Below are 20,905 nucleotides of genomic sequence, written 5' to 3'. Positions count from 1 at the left end.
CATGCACCTGCTCCCTGAACTGGCCACCCGCCATGCTGTTTCTATTCCCGAGCTGCTCACCAGCCGTGATGAGAGACAAGCCCGGCAGCATGCCTGGCTGGCGCGCCATCGTGCGCCGCTGGTCTCATTTACTGTGGTAGCGCCAGGTCCGATTAAAGACAGCGAATTAACCCGCCAGATCTTTAACCACGGTATGACCGCCCTGCTCACGCTGGCGGAGAAATCAGCCTGGACGGTCAGGGAGCAAACCGCACTGGTCTCAGCCAGTGGGCCGGAAGGCTTATTGTCCATTGCAGCACCGGCCAACAACCTCAAGCTCGCCACTATCGAGCTTGAGCATTCGCACCCGCTGGGACGGTTATGGGATATCGATGTCCTGACCCCTGAGGGGGAAATACTGTCTCGTCGTCACTTCGCGCTCCCTGCCCGCCGCTGTCTGCTGTGCGGACAAAGCGCTGCCGAATGCGCGCGGGGTAAAACCCACGCGCTTTCTGACTTACTTATTCGCATGGAGGAACTGCTACATGATGCCGATTCCCGCAACATCGACTGATACCGCAGTCCTTCCTGTAGATTTACCCGACGCCTACGCCACGCTGGCGTGGCGCGCCATGCTGACTGAAGTCAACTTATCGCCAAAACCCGGTCTGGTGGATCGCATTAATAACGGCGCACATAAAGACATGGCGCTGGAGGATTTTCACCGTAGCGCACAGGCCATTCAGGCCTGGCTGCCGCGTTTCGTTGAATATGGGGCATTTAGTGCTCAGTCGGCGTCTGAAGATGTGCTGAAAGGACTGCGTCCATTAGGCATGGCCTGCGAAGCCGATATGTTTCGCGCCACCGCAGGGGTGAACACCCATAAAGGCAGTATTTTTTCACTGGGATTGCTGTGCGCCGCCATCGGCCGCCTGCACCAGCGGAGTGAGGCTGTTACAGCAGAAACCATTTGCTCTACGGCGGCAACTTTTTGCCGCGGCCTGACCGAGCGCGAACTGCGCCATAACAATCAACAACTCACGGCTGGCCAACGTCTTTATCAGCAACTGGGATTAACCGGCGCACGGGGTGAAGCCGAAGCGGGATATCCGCTCGTCATTGAGCATGCCCTGCCACATTACCGCGCACTGCTGGCTCAGGGTCGCGATCCTGAACTGGCGTTACTCGACACATTATTGCTGCTGATGTCTATCAATGGCGACACCAATGTCGCTTCACGTGGTGGCGCTGAAGGTCTGCGCTGGCTACAGCAGTACGCCGCCAAATTATTGCAGCGAGGGGGAATTCGTACCTCCGCCGATCTCTATTACCTGCACCAGTTCGACCAACAGTGCATCGAACGCAATCTCAGTCCTGGAGGCTGCGCCGATCTGCTGATCGTCACCTGGTTCTTAGCCCAGATTTCGCAAGTTCATCATTATCACAATTAAAGATCCTTTCCGGAGAATCATTCATGTCTTTATCAAAAGATAGTATATGGAAGTTATTCGCTCCATTGATTGTAATGGGCGTCATGTTTCTTATCCCCGTCCCAGATGGAATGCCTCCACAGGCCTGGCACTACTTTGCCGTGTTTGTGGCGATGATTGTCGGTATGATCCTCGAGCCAATCCCGGCAACGGCGATTAGCTTCATTGCCGTCACAATTTGCGTTATCGGCAGTAATTACCTGCTTTTTGATGCCAAAGAGCTGGCTAACCCGGACTTCAACGCCGGTAAACAGGCTCTGAAATGGGGGCTGGCAGGCTTCTCCAGCACCACTGTGTGGCTGGTATTTGGTGCTTTCATTTTCGCACTGGGTTATGAAGTCACCGGCCTGGGCCGTCGTATCGCGCTGTTCCTGGTGAAATTCATGGGTAAACGTACCCTGACGCTGGGCTATGCGATTGTTATTATCGACATTCTGCTGGCACCGTTTACACCGTCCAACACCGCGCGTACCGGTGGTACCGTATTCCCGGTTATCAAAAACCTGCCGCCGCTGTTTAAATCATTCCCGAACGATCCTTCCGCTCGCCGTATCGGCGGATATCTGATGTGGATGATGGTTATCAGTACCAGCCTTAGCTCCTCTATGTTCGTTACCGGCGCTGCGCCGAACGTGTTGGGCCTGGAGTTCGTTAACAAAATCGCGGGCATTCAAATCAGCTGGCTGCAGTGGTTCCTGAGCTTCCTGCCGGTCGGGATTATTTTACTGATCGTAGCCCCGTGGCTGTCCTACGTTCTGTACAAACCGGAAGTAACGCATAGTGCCGAAGTTGCCGCATGGGCCGGTGACGAACTCAAAACTATGGGTAAACTGACCCGTAAAGAGATGACCCTGATCGGTCTGGTTCTGCTCAGCTTAGGGTTGTGGGTCTTCGGTGGTGAACTGATTGATGCGACTGCAGTAGGTCTGCTGGCAGTCTCCCTGATGCTGGCTCTGCACGTTGTTCCGTGGAAAGACATCACCCGCTATAACAGTGCATGGAACACGCTGGTTAACCTCGCTACACTGGTGGTGATGGCAAACGGTTTAACCCGTTCTGGCTTTATCGACTGGTTCGCCAATACCATGAGCACCCACCTGGAAGGCTTCTCGCCTAATGCGACTGTCATCGTACTGGTGCTGGTGTTCTACTTTGCTCACTACCTGTTTGCCAGCCTTTCTGCGCATACCGCGACCATGCTGCCGGTTATTCTGGCCGTCGGTAAAGGTATTCCGGGCGTGCCGATGGAACATCTGTGTATTCTGCTGGTTCTGTCCATCGGTATCATGGGTTGTCTGACTCCGTATGCAACCGGCCCTGGCGTAATTATCTACGGCTGCGGTTACGTGAAGTCAAAAGACTACTGGCGTCTTGGCGCGATCTTCGGCGTAATTTATATCTCTATGCTCCTGCTGGTCGGTTGGCCGATTCTGGCAATGTGGAGCTAATCTCCCCGCTCAACGCATAGCTAAAATGATGCCAGTCAGCTAAACCTGACTGGCATTTTTTATGGTTAAATAGATGACATTCAGAAATCATATAAGTATCCGAATTCATCATGACATCAAGATGGCGTTATTGTTCTTTACTGGCTGCGCTTGTGCTCCCGGTTTCAGTGGCTCATGCCGACGAGCTTCAGGCAAAACAGTACAGCGATTTTAACAGCTACGTGCTGGCACTCTCCTGGCAGACTGGGTTTTGTCAGAGTCAACATGAACGTAACCGTCAGGAACCCGACGAATGCCGCCTGCAAAAAGAGACCGCAAACAAAGCGGATTTCCTGACCGTTCACGGCTTGTGGCCAGGTCTGCCTAAATCAATCGCCGCGCGCGGTGTGGATAATCGTCGGTGGATGCGTTTTGGCTGCGCAACTCGCCCTATTCCCAACCTGCCGGAAGCCCGTGCCAGTCGTAAATGTGCCGCACCACAAACCGGTCTGTCACCGGAAAGCACGGCAAAACTAAGCACTGTGATGCCCGGTGCCGGTGGTAAATCCTGCCTGGAGCGTTACGAATACGCCAAACACGGGGCCTGCTTTGGTTTTGACCCTGACGCATACTTCGGTACGATGGTGCGTCTGAATAGTGAAGTAAAGAACAGCGCATTGGGCGTCTTTCTTGCGGACAACTATGGAAAAATGGTCAGTCGCGATGATTTTGACGCAGCAATTGCCAAAACATGGGGCAAAGAGAGCGTGAAAGCGGTGAAATTAAGCTGCCACGGTAACCCGGCTTATCTGACGGAAATTCAATTTACGCTTAAGGCCGCTATGATTAACGCCCCGCTTTCTGCGACATCGTTCCTGTCACAACCGCATCCTGGTAACTGCGGTAAACGATTCGTACTTGATAAAGTCGGTTATTGATCGCCTGAATGTGAACTAAATCACTTCAAACCTGGGGTAAGTCTCAGTATCATCGGTGAAGTTAAACCCTTGCCGCCTGACGGTGAGGGTTTTCTTTTGGGATTATTTACCTGCGCACCCGCAGTATCGACGACATGGAGTAATAAATGTCCAGACCAACTATCATCATTAACGACCTCGATGCCGAACGCATTGACCGCCTGTTGGAGCAACCTGCGTTTGCTGGTTTACCGATTGCCGACGCTTTAAACGCCGAGCTGGATCGTGCCCAAATGTGTTCTCCAGAAACCATGCCGCACGATGTGGTGACCATGAACAGTCGTGTGAAGTTCCGCAATCTGAGTGATGGCGAAATCCGTGTGCGTACTCTGGTGTATCCGGCCAATATGACTGACAGCAATACTCAGCTTTCGGTAATGGCGCCCGTTGGTGCCGCCCTGCTGGGTCTGCGCGTTGGCGACACTATCCACTGGGAGCTACCAGGCGGTACATCAACTCACCTTGAAGTCATTGCGCTTGAGTACCAGCCTGAAGCTGCGGGCGACTACCTGCGCTAACTCTGTCTTATCAAAGCACCCGCTTTATCTTACAGGGGATGCATCCGCATCCTCTTTCCGGTTTCATTCCTATCACCGTTGCATTAGCTTTATTGCTGTTTCCCGCACTTCTGTTGGCAAAACATAAATCTGTGTCGTGACTGACAGAATCATATTTAATAGTATGCTGTTATGTATTCATGTAATGACAAGGAGAATGCTTATGTACAACACAATCATAATGCCTGTTGATGTATTTGAAATGGAACTGAGCGACAAGGCTGTTCGCCATGCAGAATTTCTGGCACAAGATAAAGGTGTGATCCACCTGCTGCATGTGCTTCCGGGTTCAGCCAGCTTAAGCCTGCACCGTTTTGCCGCTGACGTTCGCCGTTTTGAAGAGCATCTGCAACACGAAGCAGAAACTCGTCTGCAAACTATGGTCGGCCACTTCAGCATCGATCCTTCGCGGATCAAGCAGCATGTCCGCTTTGGCAGCGTGCGTGACGTCGTCAATGAGTTGGGTGAAGAACTGAATGCGGATGTAGTGGTCATTGGCTCACGCAATCCGTCAATTAGCACGCACCTCCTCGGTTCTAACGCCTCCAGCGTGGTTCGCCATGCAACTCTACCGGTACTGGTTGTGCGTTAATTCGAACTAAGATAAGACAGAAAACCCCAGCCAGGATTTTACCTGGCTGGGGTTTATATTTTATGGCCCTCAGTACAAATGACCAATATTCACGATGGTGCTGACGGTATCACCAAAGAAGGTCAAACGACTCAAAAACACGCCAATGAACAGCAGTACAAAGAGTGTTTTCGCTCTACGTTCACCAATGCGGCTCAGCACGAACGCCACCGCCAGGCACACCAGACTTGCCAGGTAAAGCGGGGATGTAAGCCAGGCATGAGCCGTCATCTGCATGATTGTTCCACCACTTAGCCAGATAATCGGCGCGGCAATCAGTACCGCCATGCAGACCAGGATCCCCTGACGCAATGCAGTAACTGCCGGCGTGAGATTCAACAGTGGGATCGCCGCACAACCCATTACCCATACAGTGATAAAGAACAGCAGCATCGTCAGACCATTGGCGATAGCGACCATCGCTGGCGCGGCATAGGTCATGCCCTGCACCGCCACCAGCGCCATACCGAGAAGGGATGCCAGTACAGCCGGGATCTTATGCCCTTTAGCCAAAAACGTTACGCCGACCGCCGCGCCGTATAACGTTGCGCCGAGAATTTCGCGGCTCAGCCAGGCGTGCTGTAAGTTAATCAGGGCATTGTAGGCACGCTCCGGATGCGCGAGGTGTAATACCGCCGCAACGGATGCCGCCGCCAGTAACAGTCCGCTGACCAGCCAATAAAGACGTTTACTTTCCAGTTCTCCACGCAGCGTACGCAACGTCAGGATTAACGTCATCCCCACCGACATCTGGCTGAGTACGGTAAAGACCACCAGAGGAAGTTCGTATTTTTCCATTACTTGCCCTCCGGTTGCTTCGGTTGACGTGCCAGTATGAAACGCGTCCCGGGGTTAAGCTGCGGCATACGCGGGAATCCCGGCGGGTACTGCACCGCATTATTTGGTATGGGGTCGGCATCCAGGTCAATAAGCGTTAGCGCCCCCACCGGGCAGGCATTCACACACGCCGGATTCATACCGATATCAAGACGCTCGTAACACATACTGCATTTTTCCGCTTTTTTCGTTTCCTCATTAAAGCGCGGAGCGCCGTAAGGACAATTGCGGATACAGTTTTTACACCCGATGCAGCGCTCCGGGTTATGCACAACCACGCCGTCTTCACGTTTGGTGTATGCCTCTACCGGGCAGGCTGCAAGACAGGCCGGGTTTTCACAATGGTTGCAGGCCAGCGAGTAAAATGCCCGCTCCTCATGCGGATAAATTTCTTTATCCAGCGGATAGACATAACGCCAGTACCGCTCCGGCTCCAGTTGGTTAAAACTTTTACACGCCATCGCGCAGCCACGGCAGCCGATGCACTTATCGCTATTGACTAAAAACGCGCGTCTCATGCTGCGGCTCCTTTACTTCCCAACAGAGTAATATCAACAAATTGACTGTGAATGGCCGCACCTGGCGCACCGGTCGCCATTTTGCCCATATCGGCCGGAGTGTCCTTAACCACGTTCTGGACGTTGTAACTAAGCTTATTGAACCAGGATTCATACATCACAAGGAAATCTTCCGGGACGTTGGTAGTGATTTTGGCGCGCAGCTCAACGTGACCCGCCTCGTTGAAAACTTTGACGAGATCGCCTTCAGCAATACCCTTTTTCTGTGCGGCAAACGGATGGATATAAACGAACGGTTCAGGCCAGAAAACCTGCATCCAGTCCAGATTTACGAACTGTGAATGCAATCCGTACTGGAGGTGAGGTGTAAACAGGTGGAACGGCAGCGTTCCCATGGCACCAGCTTTATATTCAGGCAAGGCAGTGTGGCCATTTTCCGCACAGCGCTCAGATTTAAACTCGTACTTGCCAGATGGCGTTTTGAATTTGCGATCATACCAGGCCGCAGAGCTGACCATTTTCGCTTTGCGAGGCCCTTCAAGCAGGTCGTCCCAGCCAGCAATCCCAAATTGTTTGCCCATCGCCTCATTGAATTCCTGATCCAGCCAGCTTTTGGTATCAAACTCTTGCGGGAAGGTACACGAACCAGGTTCCAGTTTATTGATGGTTTTAGATAACAGTGCGGCTATTTCCGGGTCACTTTTACACTCATACAACGGTTTAATCGCCGGTTGGTTGACGGATAACCAATAGTGCCAATAAGACGAAGATACATCCCATTGCTCAAAGGTTGTGGTGACGGGTAATACAATATCCGCATGCTGAACAGTCTCGTTAAAGAACTGATCGACGCAAACCACCATTTCCAGTTTGTCGAACGCTTTAACCATCTTGTTGCGATCGAAATCCTGGGCAAACGGGTTTTTAGAGGCCACCCATAACATTCGTACCGGTGGTTCGCTGGCGTCGAGAATGCCCTGTGCCGTCTGGTTGATATTCAACGCACGATCAGAGTATTCGCTTTTTTCACCGCTATCGCTGACAAACTCACCCACCGGGCCACCAGCACCTTTCATCCCCACAGAACCCTCTGGCGGTTTCTGCATCATGCCGTGGTAACTGTAGCCCCAGGTTTGCAAATGTCCGTAGCGAGCGCCGCCACCTTCAATACCGATATTGCCAGTCATCGCCACAAAGGCATCGATCGCTCGCACGTTTGCACCGCCATTGACGTGCCGCTGCATACCGTAGCCAATCCACACGGTGGCAGGATTAACAGCGGTAAACTCCTCCGCCAGCTCGCGGATAACTTCTGCTGACAGACCACAAATTTCTGACGCCCACTCAACAGTGACGTTATTACGCAGGTAGTCTTCAAATTCCGCGTAGCCATGGGAATAGTTGTTCACAAAATCCTGATCAACCAGCCCCTTATCCACCAGATGCCGTGCCATGCCGAGGGCCAGCGCGCCATCTGAACCAGGGCGAACACGCAGGTACAGGTCGGCTTTTGCTGCCGTTTGCGTCAGCAGCGGATCAATAACGACAATCTTCGCGCCTTTTTCCCGAGCCTGGTAGATGTACTTCATTGTGTGCATGGAGCACCACGCCGGGTTTGCCCCCCAGATGATAATGTATTTTGCTTTCACAAAATCTTCCGGATCGTTACACCACATATCCCCCATATCGTAATTCTGAGCATCAATACCCGCAGGCCAGCACGGTGTACCGGCGAAGCGCGTGGTGTACCCCAGAGAAGACATCATCCCTTCAACGGCATACCCCATCACTCCGAGGTTGCCGGAATATTTAGACAAAGCCAGCCCCAGCATTGAGCCGTCTTTCTTTTTGATTTCCAGCATTTTTTTGGCAATCCGTTGCATCGCCTCATCCCAGGAAACCCGACGCCATTTGCCGCTACCACGGCCATCCTGAACCATTGGATATTTAATGCGATCGGGGCTGTACACCCGGCGAGGATAAGTCAGTCCTTTCACGCAAGGCGTCCCGTGGGTAAATGTGGACTCCGTAGCCCCTTCCACAAAGGTGATCACATCATCTTTCACCCAGGTTTTCAGGCTGCAGGTGTCGTAGCAGTTACGTGGGCATGCATTGCGGTGAATAGTGTAAGTTTTAGGGTTAAATGGAACTGGCGGTTGCGCGTAAGCACAGCGCGATGACAATAATCCCCCCGGTAAGGCGGCTACAGCACTAAGTGCAGCCAATCCCTTTAAAAAAGAACGTCTGTTCAGAAGTCCCTGTTCATTGCTCATATGATACTCTCGTTATTAATTCACCAAGCCAATAAGATAATTTTTCCGCTATTTTTTGCAGTGCGGCGGTTTGTGCATTTATTTTGATTTTATCGATATAATCCGGCACCCATTTCGCTATATATTCCATTACATACTGATTAAATGCCGGCATATATTCAGCAGATTTTCTGGCATTGGCACTCAGTAAAACTGCCAACTCCAGGACATAAGAAATATGATCATCTGGCATGCTATTTTCTTGATTTGCAGACAATCCGAGTTTTTCCATGAACTCCCGGTGGCACAAGGTGGCTTTTCCCATCACCAGCGCCTCGTCTTCCAGGTACACCGAGGCGTAGGGTGCAGCTTTCAACGCTAACGGGCCGACAAAAAGCGCATTGAAATCGTATTCGATATCCAGCCAGTCCTGACCAGTGAAATTACCCGATTCATCAGCCAGTGAAATATAAGCAGACTTAAGTGAACCCCCGTCATAAGAAATAAAAAAATCACGTAACAACAACCCTGCCGACTCAAATTTCGTCAGAGCTTCATAATTTAAATCCATGAATGAAAAGCCCCTCATTCACATAATGAATATATGTAACAAACAGAGGCGCTATAATATCGAAAGGTCTAAATCATTCTTTGATTAAATAAATCATTCGCTACGTTAAAAACGATGTCTTATCAGATTTATTGTTTCAAGAATTGACAATAGGGGACGGGGAAAATAAAAAAACCGCCAGTGGGTAACTGACGGTTTTGGTTTTGCAGGTGAGTCTTACTTTTCTTATGCTGTAGTTGTACGAATCAGATAATCAAAGGAGCTCAGCGATGCTTTCGCGCCCTCGCCGGTGGCGATGATAATCTGTTTGTACGGTACGGTAGTGCAGTCGCCAGCCGCGAAAACGCCCTTCACGCTGGTTTCACACTTGGCATCGATGATAATTTCACCCATGCGGTTACGTTCAACGGAGCCTTCCAGCCAGTTGGTATTCGGCAGCAGGCCAATCTGAACAAAAATACCTGACAATTCGACATTGTGGACATCGCCACTGACGCGATCGCGATATTCCAGACCGGTAACCTTGCTGCCATCGCCTTTCACTTCGGTTGTTTGTGCATTCAGAATGATATCGACATTTTTCAGGCTGCGAACTTTATTCTGCAGAACCTGGTCAGCCTTCATTTCCGGAGCAAACTCCAGCAAAGTCACATGCTCAACAATACCAGCCAGATCGATAGCCGCTTCAACGCCAGAGTTACCACCGCCAATGACTGCTACGCGTTTACCTTTAAACAGCGGGCCGTCACAGTGTGGGCAATAGGTAACGCCTTTGGTGCGATACTGGTCTTCGCCTGGAACGTTCATGTTGCGCCACTTAGCACCGGTCGCAATGATTATACTGCGCGCTTTCAGTACCGCGCCGGAAGCGGTTTCAATCTGATGCAAGCCACCTTCCGTCGCCGCCGGAACCAGTTTGCTGGCGCTCTGGCTATCAATGACATCAACATCATAATCATCAACGTGTGCTTTCAGTGCACCTGCCAGTTTCTGACCCTCTGTTTTCGGCACCGAGATATAGTTTTCGATATCAACGGTATCAAGTACCTGACCACCAAAGCGTTCGCCCATCAGGCCGGTTCGAATACCTTTACGCGCAGAATAAACTGCAGCAGCAGCCCCAGCAGGACCAGAACCGACGATCAGCACATCGTAAGCGTCACGCTTATTCAGCTCTTCTGCTGCACGTTTCTCTGCGCCAGTGTCCACTTTTGCCACGATTTCAGTCAGCGTCATACGGCCCTGACCAAACTCTTTACCGTTCATATACACCGCCGGAACGCCCATCACGTTACGATCGGTAATCTCATTCTGGAATGTGCCGCCATCAATCGCCGTATGTTTGATACGCGGATTCAGAACCGCCATCAGGTTCAGTGCCTGCACCACGTCCGGACAGTTATGGCAGGACAGAGAGTAATAGGTTTCGAACTCAAAATCCCCGTCGAGGGCGCTGATCTGCTCCAGCAGAGACTGCGCCTCTTTAGACGGATGACCACCGGTCCACAACAGTGCCAGTACCAGTGAGGTAAACTCGTGGCCCAATGGGGAACCGGCAAAACGCGGCCCCTGGCTGGAGCCCGGATTCGTAATCAGGAACGAGGGCTTACGTACTGCCAGAGTGTTGTCTTCTTTGAAGGTGACTTTCTCTGAAAGCTCAGCAATTTCAGTCAGCAGTTCCTTGATTTCTGCCGATTTAGCGCTGTCATCCAGCGTTGCAATCAGCTCAACAGGTTTGGTCAGTTTCTCAAGATAAGCCTTGAGCTGGGTTTTCATATTTGTGTCGAGCATTGTTCTTCCCTCTCTGAAAACATCATCATGCAAGCCGACTTCGCGGGACTGCATTAATGCAACTTGCGTCATGGTGCTGGAATGAAACAGGCGCAAATTTGCGCCTGTGGAATGCCGGATGCACTGCGTTTATCCGGCCTACAAATTATGCGACTTAAATCTTACCAACCAGGTCCAGAGATGGAGCTAATGTGGCTTCGCCTTCTTTCCATTTCGCCGGGCAAACTTCGCCTGGGTGAGAAGCAACGTACTGAGCTGCTTTAATTTTACGCAGCAGGTCAGACGCATCACGGCCGATACCTTCAGCGGTAACTTCGATTGCCTGAATGATGCCCTGCGGGTCAACAACGAAAGTTGCGCGGTCAGCCAGACCTTCATCTTCACGCATGTTGTCAAAGTTACGGGTCAGGGCGCCAGTCGGGTCACCGATCATCGCATATTTGATTTTGGCGATGGTTTCAGAGCTGCTGTGCCATGCTTTGTGAGTAAAGTGGGTGTCGGTAGAAACAGAGTAAACGTCTACGCCCAGCTTCTGCAGTTCTTCATAATGGTCTGCAACGTCACCCAGTTCGGTCGGGCAAACGAAAGTAAAGTCAGCCGGGTAGAAGAAGAAGACACTCCAACGACCTTCGGTATCTTTCTCGGTTACTTCGATGAACTCACCGTTTTTGAACGCCTGGTTTTTGAAAGGTTTAATTTTTGTATTAATCAAAGACATCTGTACTTCCTCCGTGTTTTCGTTGAGGGATAAGTTAACGAAAATCTCTTCTCAGGGCTAATGCGTTTCCTTTATCAAATCAATAAGCGTTAACTAACAACCGACTCAACCCATTTTGATAACTCTAAGCCAAAAGTAAAAAAGGCCCCCTTTGCAGGGAGCCCCATTACCCGAGTTACCCGCAGATAACTTCAGTGCCAGCAGTGCTGGCTAAGTGTTGCGCTCTACATTACCTTAACAAAGGTTGTAACAGCGATTGGGATTACATCACCCAGCGAACGAAAGGGCAATCGACAGACTGTCGGTCTTACCTATGGCTGTGATAGGTTTTACAACTCAGCCCCCTTTCCTTCTGATTTTATAAGGAAAATCAATGTTCAAACGTACATTACTCTTAGCCCTGTTACCTGCCGTCGTACACGCCGAAGACCTCCCGGACGCCGTTAAAGCGATTGAGAAACAAGGCATTACAATCCTGAAGCCGTTTGACGCGCCGGGTGGAATGAAAGGCTACCTGGGAAAATACCAGGACATGGGCGTGACTATCTATGTCACACCAGACGGAAAACATGCTATCTCCGGCTATATGTATAACGAAAAAGGCGAAAACCTCAGTAATGAGCTGATAGAAAAAGAAATCTATGCACCTGCAGGACGCGAAATGTGGCAGCGTATGGAAAAAGCACACTGGATCCTGGACGGCAAAAAAGAGGCTCCGGTTGTCGTCTATGTATTTGCCGACCCTTTCTGCCCGTACTGCAAACAGTTCTGGCAGCAAGCGCGTCCATGGGTTGAATCTGGTAAAGTTCAGTTACGAACGCTGCTGGTAGGCGTGATTAAACCCGAAAGCCCGGCTACTGCGGCGGCAATTCTGGCAACCAAAGATCCGGCTAAGACCTGGCACGACTATGAGGCCTCCAGCGGTAAAATGAAACTGGACATGCCGGCATCTCCCCCTTCAGAGCAACTGAAGGCACTGAATATCAATCAAAAATTAATGGACGATTTGGGCGCTAACGTGACACCGGCAATCTATTACATGAGTAAAGACAATACATTGCAACAGGAAGTAGGTTTGCCAGATAAGGAAAAATTGAACATCATTATGGGCACTGAATAAAGATAATACGATGAGTGATTATTATCATTTTCATATCGATCGCTCATCACACTTTTTCCTCGTACAATTAACACAGGCTGTGCTACTTTAGTTTTAGTTAACTGTTCATTAAGATTTAAATGGATATGTGCTAAGAATGATTAATAACTTAGACATAATGAAACGGAATATTTCAGAGCAAAGCTAAGACAGGAATGGATATATGGCTAACCTTTACGACCTCAAAAAATTCGATCTCAACCTGCTGGTTATTTTTGAATGCATCTATCAACATTTAAGTATTAGCAAGGCAGCTGAAACGCTGTACATTACGCCATCCGCAGTCAGCCAGTCGCTACATAGATTACGCACTCAGTTTAATGACCCTCTGTTTATCCGCTCCGGAAAGGGAATTACCCCTACCGTGACAGGGATAAACCTGCATCACCATCTCGAAAATAATCTCAATAGTCTGGAGCAGACAATAAATATAATGAATAACTCCACGCTGAAGAAGAAATTTATCATTTACAGTCCGCAAATTATTACCACCACAGGCGTGATGAAGTTAGTTCAATATCTCAGAGAGGATTCGAACGTTGAAATTGAGCATCGGGATATCTTAATGTCTGCAGAAACAGCTGAAGATTTATTGGCTTACCGAAAAGCTGATCTGATAATCACGCTGTCACAGATTGCTAATCGCTCAATTATATGCACCCCATTCAAAACCATCGAAAACGTGTTAATCTGCAGCGGAAATCACCCAAGGATCAATCAATCCAGTACACTTGAACAAATACTGGAAGAGCAATTTACATTATTTCTCTCCGATGACTCAGGCATTAAAGAATTTCAATCAAGAGCGAGTTCTTTTTTAACCAATCGTAAAATCGGTTTCTACAGTGACTCTTTAATTTCCATAACTAATATCATAGCCACTACCGATATTATTGGTCTGGTACCGCGAGAGGCTTACGACTTTTATGCAGCACCGCTTAATCTTAAACAGATTAAAATTGATGTGGCATTACCCAAAGTACAGCTTTTTTTAATGTACAACCGAGCATCACTTAATAATCAGGGATTCGCTAATACCATTAAAAAAATAACGGATAGTGGAATGTGATTTGATACAACAGGTTTTTACACAATACATTCATGGAGAAAATGTCATTACGTAACAAATACAACATTTGAATATTTATATATAAAGATTGCACGATACGCAAAATAGCATATCTTATTACGAGCATTTATTATGAATGTCACCCGTAATATCTCATATGGATTTGATATGTCTGTTTACAAAATCCCGCTTAAACAAAACGTACTTGAAGCGGCCCAGGAACGCATATCCTGGACGCTAGAGACTTTACCTCGCATATGTGTTTCGTTATCAGGAGGTAAGGATTCCGGGCTAATGCTGCATTTAACAGCAATGCTTGCACGCCAGTTACATAAAAAAATCAGCGTCTTGTTTATCGACTGGGAGGCACAATTTTCATGCACAATCAATCATATAGAGGAGTTACGCGAACTTTATTCTGATGTTATCGAAGCGTTTTATTGGGTGGCGTTACCGCTAACAACACAAAATTCACTCTCACAGTATCAACCCGAATGGCAGTGCTGGGAACCGAATGCACAGTGGGTTCGTCAACCTCCCGCAGATGCTATTACCGATCCGTCTTATTTTCCCTTCTATCAATCCGGCATGACCTTTGAGCAATTTGTTCGCGAATTTGCTGATTGGTTTTCTGAAAAACGCCCAGCAGCCATGATGGTAGGTATACGTTCAGATGAGTCATATAACCGCTTTGTAGCGATAGCTAACTCGCGAAAACAGCGCTTTGCCGATGATAAACCCTGGACCACCTCAGCGCCTGGGGGGCATACCTGGTATATCTATCCCATTTATGACTGGAAAACTGCTGACATCTGGACGTGGTTCGCTAAAACGCAAAAGCCGTGTAATCCCTTGTATAACCTGATGTATCAGGCTGGCGTTCCTACACGTTACATGCGTATTTGTGAACCGTTTGGACCGGAACAACGCCAGGGGCTATGGCTGTATCATGTTATAGAGCCTGAGCGCTGGGCAGCCATGTGCGCCCGCGTTAGCGGCGTGAAAAGTGGTGGTATTTATGCCGGGCAGGACAACCATTTTTACGGTCACCGGAAAATATTGAAGCCAGAGCACTTAGACTGGAAAGAGTATGCCCTGTTACTGTTGAACAGCATGCCAGTGCCAACGGCAGAACATTACCGCAACAAAATTGCGGTCTACTTACAGTGGTACAGGAATAAGGGAATAGATGACATTCCTCTGATGCAAGAGGGTGATATTGGTTCAAAAGATATTCCGTCGTGGCGGCGTATTTGCAAAGTGCTCCTGAATAATGACTACTGGTGCCGCGCCCTTTCATTTAGTCCCACTAAACCTAAAAACTACCAACGTTATAGCGATCGTATGAAAGCAAAACGTCACGAATGGGGACTCTTATGCAACATCGATTAACTCAGGAACTTACCGGGTTTCTTTCTGGACTGTCAGAAGAAGAACGAATTGATGCCATCAATGAATTCAGAATGGCAATTCACAGCGTCAGTCCATTTCGTAATGAACCGGTAGATTGCGTGTTATGGATAAAAAACGAACATATCTCTCCGAATGATTACAACCCGAACAACGTTGCTCCTCCGGAGAAAAAACTGCTACTGAAATCCATTGAGGCAGATGGATTCACACAACCTATTGTCGTCGTTGAATCAAGCGCAGAAGAGTATGAGATTGTCGATGGTTTTCACCGCCATGAAATAGGCAAAAACAAACCTTCACTGAAAGCACGGTTAAAAGGTTATCTTCCCGTCACCTGTTTACATCGTGAACGCCATGAACGTATGGCGGCGACAATCCGCCATAACCGTGCCCGCGGGCGGCATCAAATTCACGCCATGTCTGAAATAGTGAGAGAGTTGTCGCAACTGGGCTGGAGCGAAGAGAAAATAAGCACAGAGTTGGGAATGGATAATGACGAGGTGTTGCGACTGAAACAAATCAACGGCCTGCAAGAGTTATTTACCGACCGTCGATTTTCCAAAGCCTGGACTGTGAAATAGCTACAGCGAAGACAGGCGTTCTGCCGCCGCCAACAGCGTCGATTCTTGCTTGGCAAAACACAGACGAATCAGTTTATGTGGGAAAGGATCGGCGCAGAAAACAGACAGCGGGATTGCCGCGACACCTACCTCTTTGGTCAGCCACTGGCAAAACTCAACATCGTTGAGTTCAGAGACTGCACTGTAATCGATCAGCAGAAAATAAGTCCCTTCACAGGGCAAAATTTCCAGCCGACTGTCACGCAGCGCATCCACCAGAACATCACGTTTTTTCTGATAAAACGTCGGCAGGTCACGATAATGCGCTGGATCTGCCCGCAGCATATCCGCCAGCGCCAGCTGTGCCGGCGTGTTGACTGAAAAGGTCAAATACTGATGCACTTTGCGTAACTCTGCGCTGATGGCCTGTGGCGCAACGCAGTACCCGACCTTCCAGCCGGTCATATGATAGGTTTTTCCAAACGACGAAACGGCGACAGCTCGCTCCCGCAACTGCGGATGCGCCAGCACGCTGGAGTGCCCGTGCGCGGCAAAGCAGATATGTTCATAGACTTCATCGCTAACGACAAAAATCTCATGCCCTTTAATCGCCTGCCACAGCGCGTCGAAATCCGCATTGCACCAGACTGTCGCGGAAGGATTATGCGGCGTATTGAGAATAACCAAGCGGGTACGATCGCTGAGTAACCCGGCAAACTCCTGCCAGTCCACACGAAAATGCGGCGGTTGCAACGCAATGCGTATCACTACGCCACCGGATAACGCCACTGCAGGCGCATAGCTATCGTAGCTGGGATCAAAACAGATAACCTCATCTCCGGGTCGAACCAAAGCTGTAATAGCGGCATACAACGCTTCTGTCGCACCTGCGGTGATCGTAACTTCGCTATCAGCATCTGGCTTGTAGCCGTACAACCCGGCGGTTTTGTCAGCGATGGCTTCGCGAAGCGGCTGTACACCCGTCATCGGCGCATACTGGTTCGCGCCCTGCGCCACATGATATGCCAGGCGTTGTTGTAAATAGTGCGGGCCGTCAAAATCAGGAAAACCCTGGGAGAGGTTAATCGCCTGATAAGCCTGCGCCAGCGCGCTCATTTGCGTGAATATAGTGGTACCTAAATTTGGCAGTTTGCTTTGCACAATCAGCGGGTTATTACTCATTATTGTTATCCCAGCGGGTGATGTTGTTGTTGAAGCCACTATAACACGATGCTAGTATTTGGCAATCAAGACGTTCAGACGTCTATATAAAAATAACCTGCCTCGACAGGACAGCCAAAAGGACAACACAACATGAGTAATACCGAGATTCGCGTCGTCACCGGCCCGGCCAATTATTTTTCCCATACCGGTAGCCTTTCCAGGCTGGAAGATTTTTTCTCTGCCGGGCAACTCGCGCGCGCCGTCTGGGTTTATGGCGAACGGGCCATCGCCGCTGCCCGTCCCTGGCTGCCCGAGGCGTTTAATCTCACCGGTGCAAAGCATCTGCTCTTTACCGGACATTGCAGTGAAACAGATGTGTGCCAACTGGCAAAAGATGCGGGAGATGACCGCAGCATAGTGATTGGCGTGGGCGGCGGAGCACTGCTCGACACGGCTAAAGCGCTGGCTCGTCGGTTGAATTTACCTTTCGTGGCAATCCCAACCATTGCCGCCACCTGCGCGGCCTGGACTCCCCTCTCTGTCTGGTATAACGATGCCGGTCAGGCACTGCATTTCGAAATATTCGATGATGCCAATTTCCTGGTGCTGGTGGAGCCGAGGATCCTACTCAATGCACCGGAGGAGTATTTACTGGCGGGTATCGGTGACACGCTGGCGAAGTGGTATGAAGCCGTCGTACTTGCGCCACAACCCGAAACCTTGCCACTAACCGTACGTCTTGGGCTCAACGGCGCACTGGCGATCCGCGACGTCCTGCTCGAAAACAGCGAACAGGCGCTGGCAGATAAACAGCGCGGCGAACTGACCCAGGCTTTTTGCGATGTGGTGGATGCGATTATTGCTGGTGGTGGAATGGTTGGTGGTCTGGGTGAGCGTTACACTCGCGTGGCAGCAGCACATTCGGTACATAATGGCCTGACCGTGCTCCCACAGACGGAGAAATTTTTACATGGCACCAAAGTGGCGTACGGCATACTGGTGCAGAGCGCGCTGCTGGGACAAGACGATGTGCTGGCGCAATTGATTGCCGCTTATCAGCGCTTCAATTTACCTACCCGGCTGGCCCAGTTAGAAGTAGATATCACTAACCACGCCGAGATCGATAAAGTGATTGCGCATACTCTGCGCCCGGTGGAATCTATTCACGCGCTGCCGGTGACATTAACACCAGCAACCCTGCGTGCCGCATTTGAAAAGGTGGAGTCGTTTAGCGTGTGAGATGAAGAGCATTAACAGCAGCGTGCGCCGCCTTTCCCACCATAGCGCGCATCCTGCCGCTCACGGAAGAATTCCTCATAGCTCATAGGTGCCAGGTCCGGATGTGTGACGCGCATATGCTCAACATAATTGTCGTAATCTGGCACGCCAATCATTAATCGGGCGGTTTGGCCTAAATATTTGCCGGCTTTTGAGAGCGTTTCAAACATAGTAATTCCCTGTCGTACAAACGCCCTCCCCGTTCAGGAGAGGGCTTATTGGTTAAGAGAATTTTAGTGCGCGCCTTTCGCCTGCGCCACAATCTCTTCAACATTCTCTGGCATCGGTTCGTACGGTGTTTCTTTCGATGTTGGTTTGTCCTCTTTCAGTGCTGCCAGCGCTGTTTTGATGGAGAACAGACCCAGTACCACCACGACAACCATGAAGAAGACAGTCAGCCCGGCGTCAAGACGGTTGTTAAACACCAGTTGCGTAAGCTGTGACTGAGTATACTGTGCCGGAATGTTACCGCTGTCGATCATAGCCTGGAACTTGTTAGCGATAGCCAGGAAACCAATTTTCGCATCAGGGCTAAACGCTTTCTGCCAGCCAGCGGTCAGCGTACAAATCAGCAGCCACGCCGTTGGTACCAGGGCTACCCATGCGTAACGCTGGCGCTTCATCTTGAACAAGACCACGGCACACAGCATCAGCGCCATACCTGCCAGCATCTGGTTGGCGATACCAAACAGCGGCCACAAAGTGTTGATACCACCTAATGGATCCACCACGCCCTGGTGCAGGAAGTAACCCCAGGCCAGTACGCATAGCGCCGTCGCCAGCAGGTTAGCAGGTAGCGAGTCGGTACGCTTCAGGCTCGGCGACACCACGCCCAGCAAGTCTTGCAGCATAAAGCGCGCGGCTCGTGTACCGGCATCAACCGCCGTCAGAATAAACAACGCCTCAAACAAAATGGCGAAGTGATACCAGAACGCAACATCCATCATGCCACCCAGCGCACCGTGCAGAATGTACGCCATCCCCACAGCCAGCGTTGGTGCACCACCTGCGCGGGAAATAATGGATTGCTCCCCGACCTCATTGGCGATTTGATGCAGAGTATCCGGGGTGATCGCAAAGCCCCAACTGCTCACTACCTGTGCTGCAGAAGCCACCACATCTACTGTACCCGCCGGAGCCAGCACCGCCATCGGGCTGTTCATCGCAAAGTAAACGCCCGGATCGATGATACAGGCGGAGACCAGCGCCATAATGGCGACAAAGGACTCCATCAACATCCCACCGTAGCCGATAAAACAGGCCTGCCCTTCATTCGCCAGCATCTTCGGCGTAGTACCGGAAGCGATCAGCGCATGGAAGCCAGACACCGCCCCGCAGGCAATAGTAATAAACAGGAACGGGAACAGGTTACCTGTCCACACCGGACCGGTACCGTCAACGAACTTGGTTAACGCAGGCATGGTCAGCGTCGGGCGCATGATCAAAATACCCACCGCCAGGCCAACAATCGTCCCGATTTTCAGGAAGGTAGAGAGGTAATCACGCGGAGCCAGCAGCAGCCATACCGGCAGCACGGCTGCCACAAAACCGTAGCCCACCAGCATCCAGGTCAGTTGCACGCCGGTAAAGTCAAAGTACGGTGCCCAGGTCGGGCTTTCAGCAACCCAACCGCCGGAAATAATGGCAAATACCAGGAACACCAGGCCAATGACTGACACTTCACCAATGCGACCTGGACGCAGATAGCGCAGATAAACGCCCATAAAGATCGCCAGCGGGATGGTGAACGCCACGGTGTAGGTTCCCCACGGGCTGTGAGTCAGCGCTTTGACGACGATCATCGCCAGTACCGCGAGGATAATCACCATAATCATGAAGCATGCCACCAGCGCAATAACGCCTGCCGTCGGCCCCATCTCTTCTTTCACCAGTTCGCCAAGGGAACGGCCATCGCGACGGGTTGAAACGAACAGCACCATAAAGTCCTGCACCGCGCCCGCCAGAACTACCCCGGCCAGCAGCCAGATCATCCCCGGCAGATAGCCCATCTGCGCCGCCAGCACCGGACCGACTAGCGGACCTGCCCCGGCGATTGCCGCAAAATGGTGACCAAACAGCACTTTTTTATCGGTGGGAACATAATCCAGACCGTCGTTATGGCGCACGGCTGGCGTCATACGCGTCGGGTCAAGCGCCAGTACATTTTTAGCGATGTACAGGCCATAAAAACGATAGGCAATAAGATAGACACAGACCGACGCTACCACTATCCACAGCGCGTTGATCTGTTCACCACGGTTTAACGCAATATATCCCAGGACAAATGCTCCCATGACGGAGAGCAATGTCCAGACGAGGTATTTCCCTGATTTGTTCATAGTTGTTATCCGTTTGCGTGTTCCAGAAAGATGTTACATTTTGTTTCTATAACATCTTTTCCGGATTTAACAACCTGACAACCACATAAACCCGAGACACTACTGACTATTTACATTGCATTGTTAACTAGATCACTTCATTTACCTGTTAACAATGCAATTTCATTTTACTCTG

Annotated in this window: 20 protein-coding genes; 11 read left to right on the top strand and 9 right to left on the bottom strand. The window is 50.4% G+C overall.

Translation table 11 applies throughout. The features are described 5' to 3' along the window. The first annotated feature begins 1 nt into the window (after nucleotide 1). The 6 genes from citX to uspG all read left to right on the top strand — a co-directional run bounded on the left by citX (nucleotide 2) and on the right by uspG (nucleotide 5,022). A complete protein-coding gene (citX, locus tag LG384_RS06365) occupies nucleotides 2-553 on the top strand; it encodes a citrate lyase holo-[acyl-carrier protein] synthase (protein ID WP_048221872.1) in 552 nt (183 codons plus the stop codon). Beyond that, nucleotides 525-1,430, top strand: a complete 906-nt coding sequence (gene citG / locus LG384_RS06360) for a triphosphoribosyl-dephospho-CoA synthase CitG (RefSeq protein ID WP_045441018.1) — start codon at nucleotides 525-527, stop codon at nucleotides 1,428-1,430. The genes citX and citG overlap by 29 nt, the downstream gene beginning before the upstream one ends. Nucleotides 1,431-1,453: 23 nt before the next feature. Continuing rightward, nucleotides 1,454-2,917, top strand: a complete 1,464-nt coding sequence (citT, locus tag LG384_RS06355; RefSeq protein ID WP_045441017.1) for a citrate/succinate antiporter CitT — start codon at nucleotides 1,454-1,456, stop codon at nucleotides 2,915-2,917. 110 nt (nucleotides 2,918-3,027) lie between these two features. Next, the gene (gene rna, locus LG384_RS06350; RefSeq protein ID WP_225760643.1) at nucleotides 3,028-3,834 is read left to right on the top strand and encodes a ribonuclease I; all 807 of its coding nucleotides are present in this window, start codon (nucleotides 3,028-3,030) and stop codon (nucleotides 3,832-3,834) included. 146 nt (nucleotides 3,835-3,980) lie between these two features. Further along, the gene (gene rnk, locus LG384_RS06345; RefSeq protein ID WP_045441015.1) at nucleotides 3,981-4,391 is read left to right on the top strand and encodes a nucleoside diphosphate kinase regulator; all 411 of its coding nucleotides are present in this window, start codon (nucleotides 3,981-3,983) and stop codon (nucleotides 4,389-4,391) included. Nucleotides 4,392-4,593: 202 nt separating this feature from the next. Next, nucleotides 4,594-5,022: a universal stress protein UspG gene (uspG, locus tag LG384_RS06340; RefSeq protein ID WP_005120854.1), complete on the top strand. Its 429-nt coding sequence runs from the start codon at nucleotides 4,594-4,596 to the stop codon at nucleotides 5,020-5,022. A 69-nt stretch (nucleotides 5,023-5,091) separates the two neighbouring features. Here uspG and LG384_RS06335 read toward each other — a convergent pair whose 3' ends face one another. The 6 genes from LG384_RS06335 to ahpC form a co-directional block, all read right to left on the bottom strand. Continuing rightward, complete coding sequence (locus LG384_RS06335) at nucleotides 5,092-5,859, bottom strand: DmsC/YnfH family molybdoenzyme membrane anchor subunit (protein WP_225760642.1); 768 nt, start codon at nucleotides 5,857-5,859, stop codon at nucleotides 5,092-5,094. Continuing rightward, nucleotides 5,859-6,416: a 4Fe-4S dicluster domain-containing protein gene (locus tag LG384_RS06330; RefSeq protein WP_045441010.1), complete on the bottom strand. Its 558-nt coding sequence runs from the start codon at nucleotides 6,414-6,416 to the stop codon at nucleotides 5,859-5,861. The genes LG384_RS06335 and LG384_RS06330 overlap by 1 nt, the downstream gene beginning before the upstream one ends. Next, entirely contained in the window at nucleotides 6,413-8,689 is a 2,277-nt protein-coding gene (locus LG384_RS06325) for a molybdopterin-dependent oxidoreductase (RefSeq protein WP_200010516.1), read from the bottom strand. Before LG384_RS06325 ends, LG384_RS06330 begins: the two co-directional genes overlap by 4 nt. Continuing rightward, nucleotides 8,679-9,239, bottom strand: a complete 561-nt coding sequence (locus LG384_RS06320) for a molecular chaperone (RefSeq protein ID WP_225760641.1) — start codon at nucleotides 9,237-9,239, stop codon at nucleotides 8,679-8,681. Before LG384_RS06320 ends, LG384_RS06325 begins: the two co-directional genes overlap by 11 nt. Nucleotides 9,240-9,464: 225 nt before the next feature. Beyond that, the gene (ahpF, locus tag LG384_RS06315) at nucleotides 9,465-11,030 is read right to left on the bottom strand and encodes an alkyl hydroperoxide reductase subunit F (RefSeq protein WP_048221878.1); all 1,566 of its coding nucleotides are present in this window, start codon (nucleotides 11,028-11,030) and stop codon (nucleotides 9,465-9,467) included. 154 nt (nucleotides 11,031-11,184) lie between these two features. Continuing rightward, entirely contained in the window at nucleotides 11,185-11,748 is a 564-nt protein-coding gene (ahpC, locus tag LG384_RS06310) for an alkyl hydroperoxide reductase subunit C (RefSeq protein WP_002894394.1), read from the bottom strand. Nucleotides 11,749-12,121: 373 nt separating this feature from the next. Here ahpC and dsbG point away from each other — a divergent pair, with 373 nt between their 5' ends. From dsbG to LG384_RS06290, 4 genes are all read left to right on the top strand, one after another. Beyond that, nucleotides 12,122-12,868: a thiol:disulfide interchange protein DsbG gene (dsbG, locus tag LG384_RS06305; protein WP_225760640.1), complete on the top strand. Its 747-nt coding sequence runs from the start codon at nucleotides 12,122-12,124 to the stop codon at nucleotides 12,866-12,868. A gap of 202 nt (nucleotides 12,869-13,070) precedes the next feature. After that, nucleotides 13,071-13,976 carry a LysR family transcriptional regulator gene (locus LG384_RS06300; protein ID WP_045440998.1) on the top strand — a complete coding sequence of 302 codons (906 nt, stop codon included), beginning with the start codon at nucleotides 13,071-13,073 and terminating at the stop codon, nucleotides 13,974-13,976. A gap of 168 nt (nucleotides 13,977-14,144) precedes the next feature. Further along, complete coding sequence (locus LG384_RS06295) at nucleotides 14,145-15,368, top strand: phosphoadenosine phosphosulfate reductase (RefSeq protein WP_045440996.1); 1,224 nt, start codon at nucleotides 14,145-14,147, stop codon at nucleotides 15,366-15,368. Next, on the top strand, nucleotides 15,353-15,970 hold the full coding sequence (locus LG384_RS06290) for a ParB/RepB/Spo0J family partition protein (protein WP_045440994.1): 618 nt from the start codon (nucleotides 15,353-15,355) through the stop codon (nucleotides 15,968-15,970). Before LG384_RS06295 ends, LG384_RS06290 begins: the two co-directional genes overlap by 16 nt. Here LG384_RS06290 and LG384_RS06285 read toward each other — a convergent pair whose 3' ends face one another. Next, on the bottom strand, nucleotides 15,971-17,131 hold the full coding sequence (locus LG384_RS06285; protein WP_225760639.1) for a pyridoxal phosphate-dependent aminotransferase: 1,161 nt from the start codon (nucleotides 17,129-17,131) through the stop codon (nucleotides 15,971-15,973). 132 nt (nucleotides 17,132-17,263) lie between these two features. Here LG384_RS06285 and LG384_RS06280 point away from each other — a divergent pair, with 132 nt between their 5' ends. Continuing rightward, nucleotides 17,264-18,352 (top strand): oxidoreductase, encoded by a 1,089-nt coding sequence (locus tag LG384_RS06280; protein WP_225760638.1) that lies wholly within the window; start codon nucleotides 17,264-17,266, stop codon nucleotides 18,350-18,352. Between the two features lie 11 nt (nucleotides 18,353-18,363). Here the strand turns inward: LG384_RS06280 and LG384_RS06275 are convergent, their stop codons facing one another. After that, on the bottom strand, nucleotides 18,364-18,561 hold the full coding sequence (locus LG384_RS06275) for a YbdD/YjiX family protein (RefSeq protein WP_225760637.1): 198 nt from the start codon (nucleotides 18,559-18,561) through the stop codon (nucleotides 18,364-18,366). 63 nt (nucleotides 18,562-18,624) lie between these two features. Beyond that, complete coding sequence (cstA, locus tag LG384_RS06270) at nucleotides 18,625-20,730, bottom strand: pyruvate/proton symporter CstA (protein WP_225760636.1); 2,106 nt, start codon at nucleotides 20,728-20,730, stop codon at nucleotides 18,625-18,627. Nucleotides 20,731-20,905: the final 175 nt, after the last annotated feature.

It is taken from the genome of Citrobacter sp. Marseille-Q3906 (assembly GCF_916618775.1).
Classification (GTDB): Bacteria; Pseudomonadota; Gammaproteobacteria; order Enterobacterales; family Enterobacteriaceae; genus Citrobacter; species Citrobacter murliniae.
This window is presented reverse-complemented; position numbering and strand designations above follow the sequence as displayed.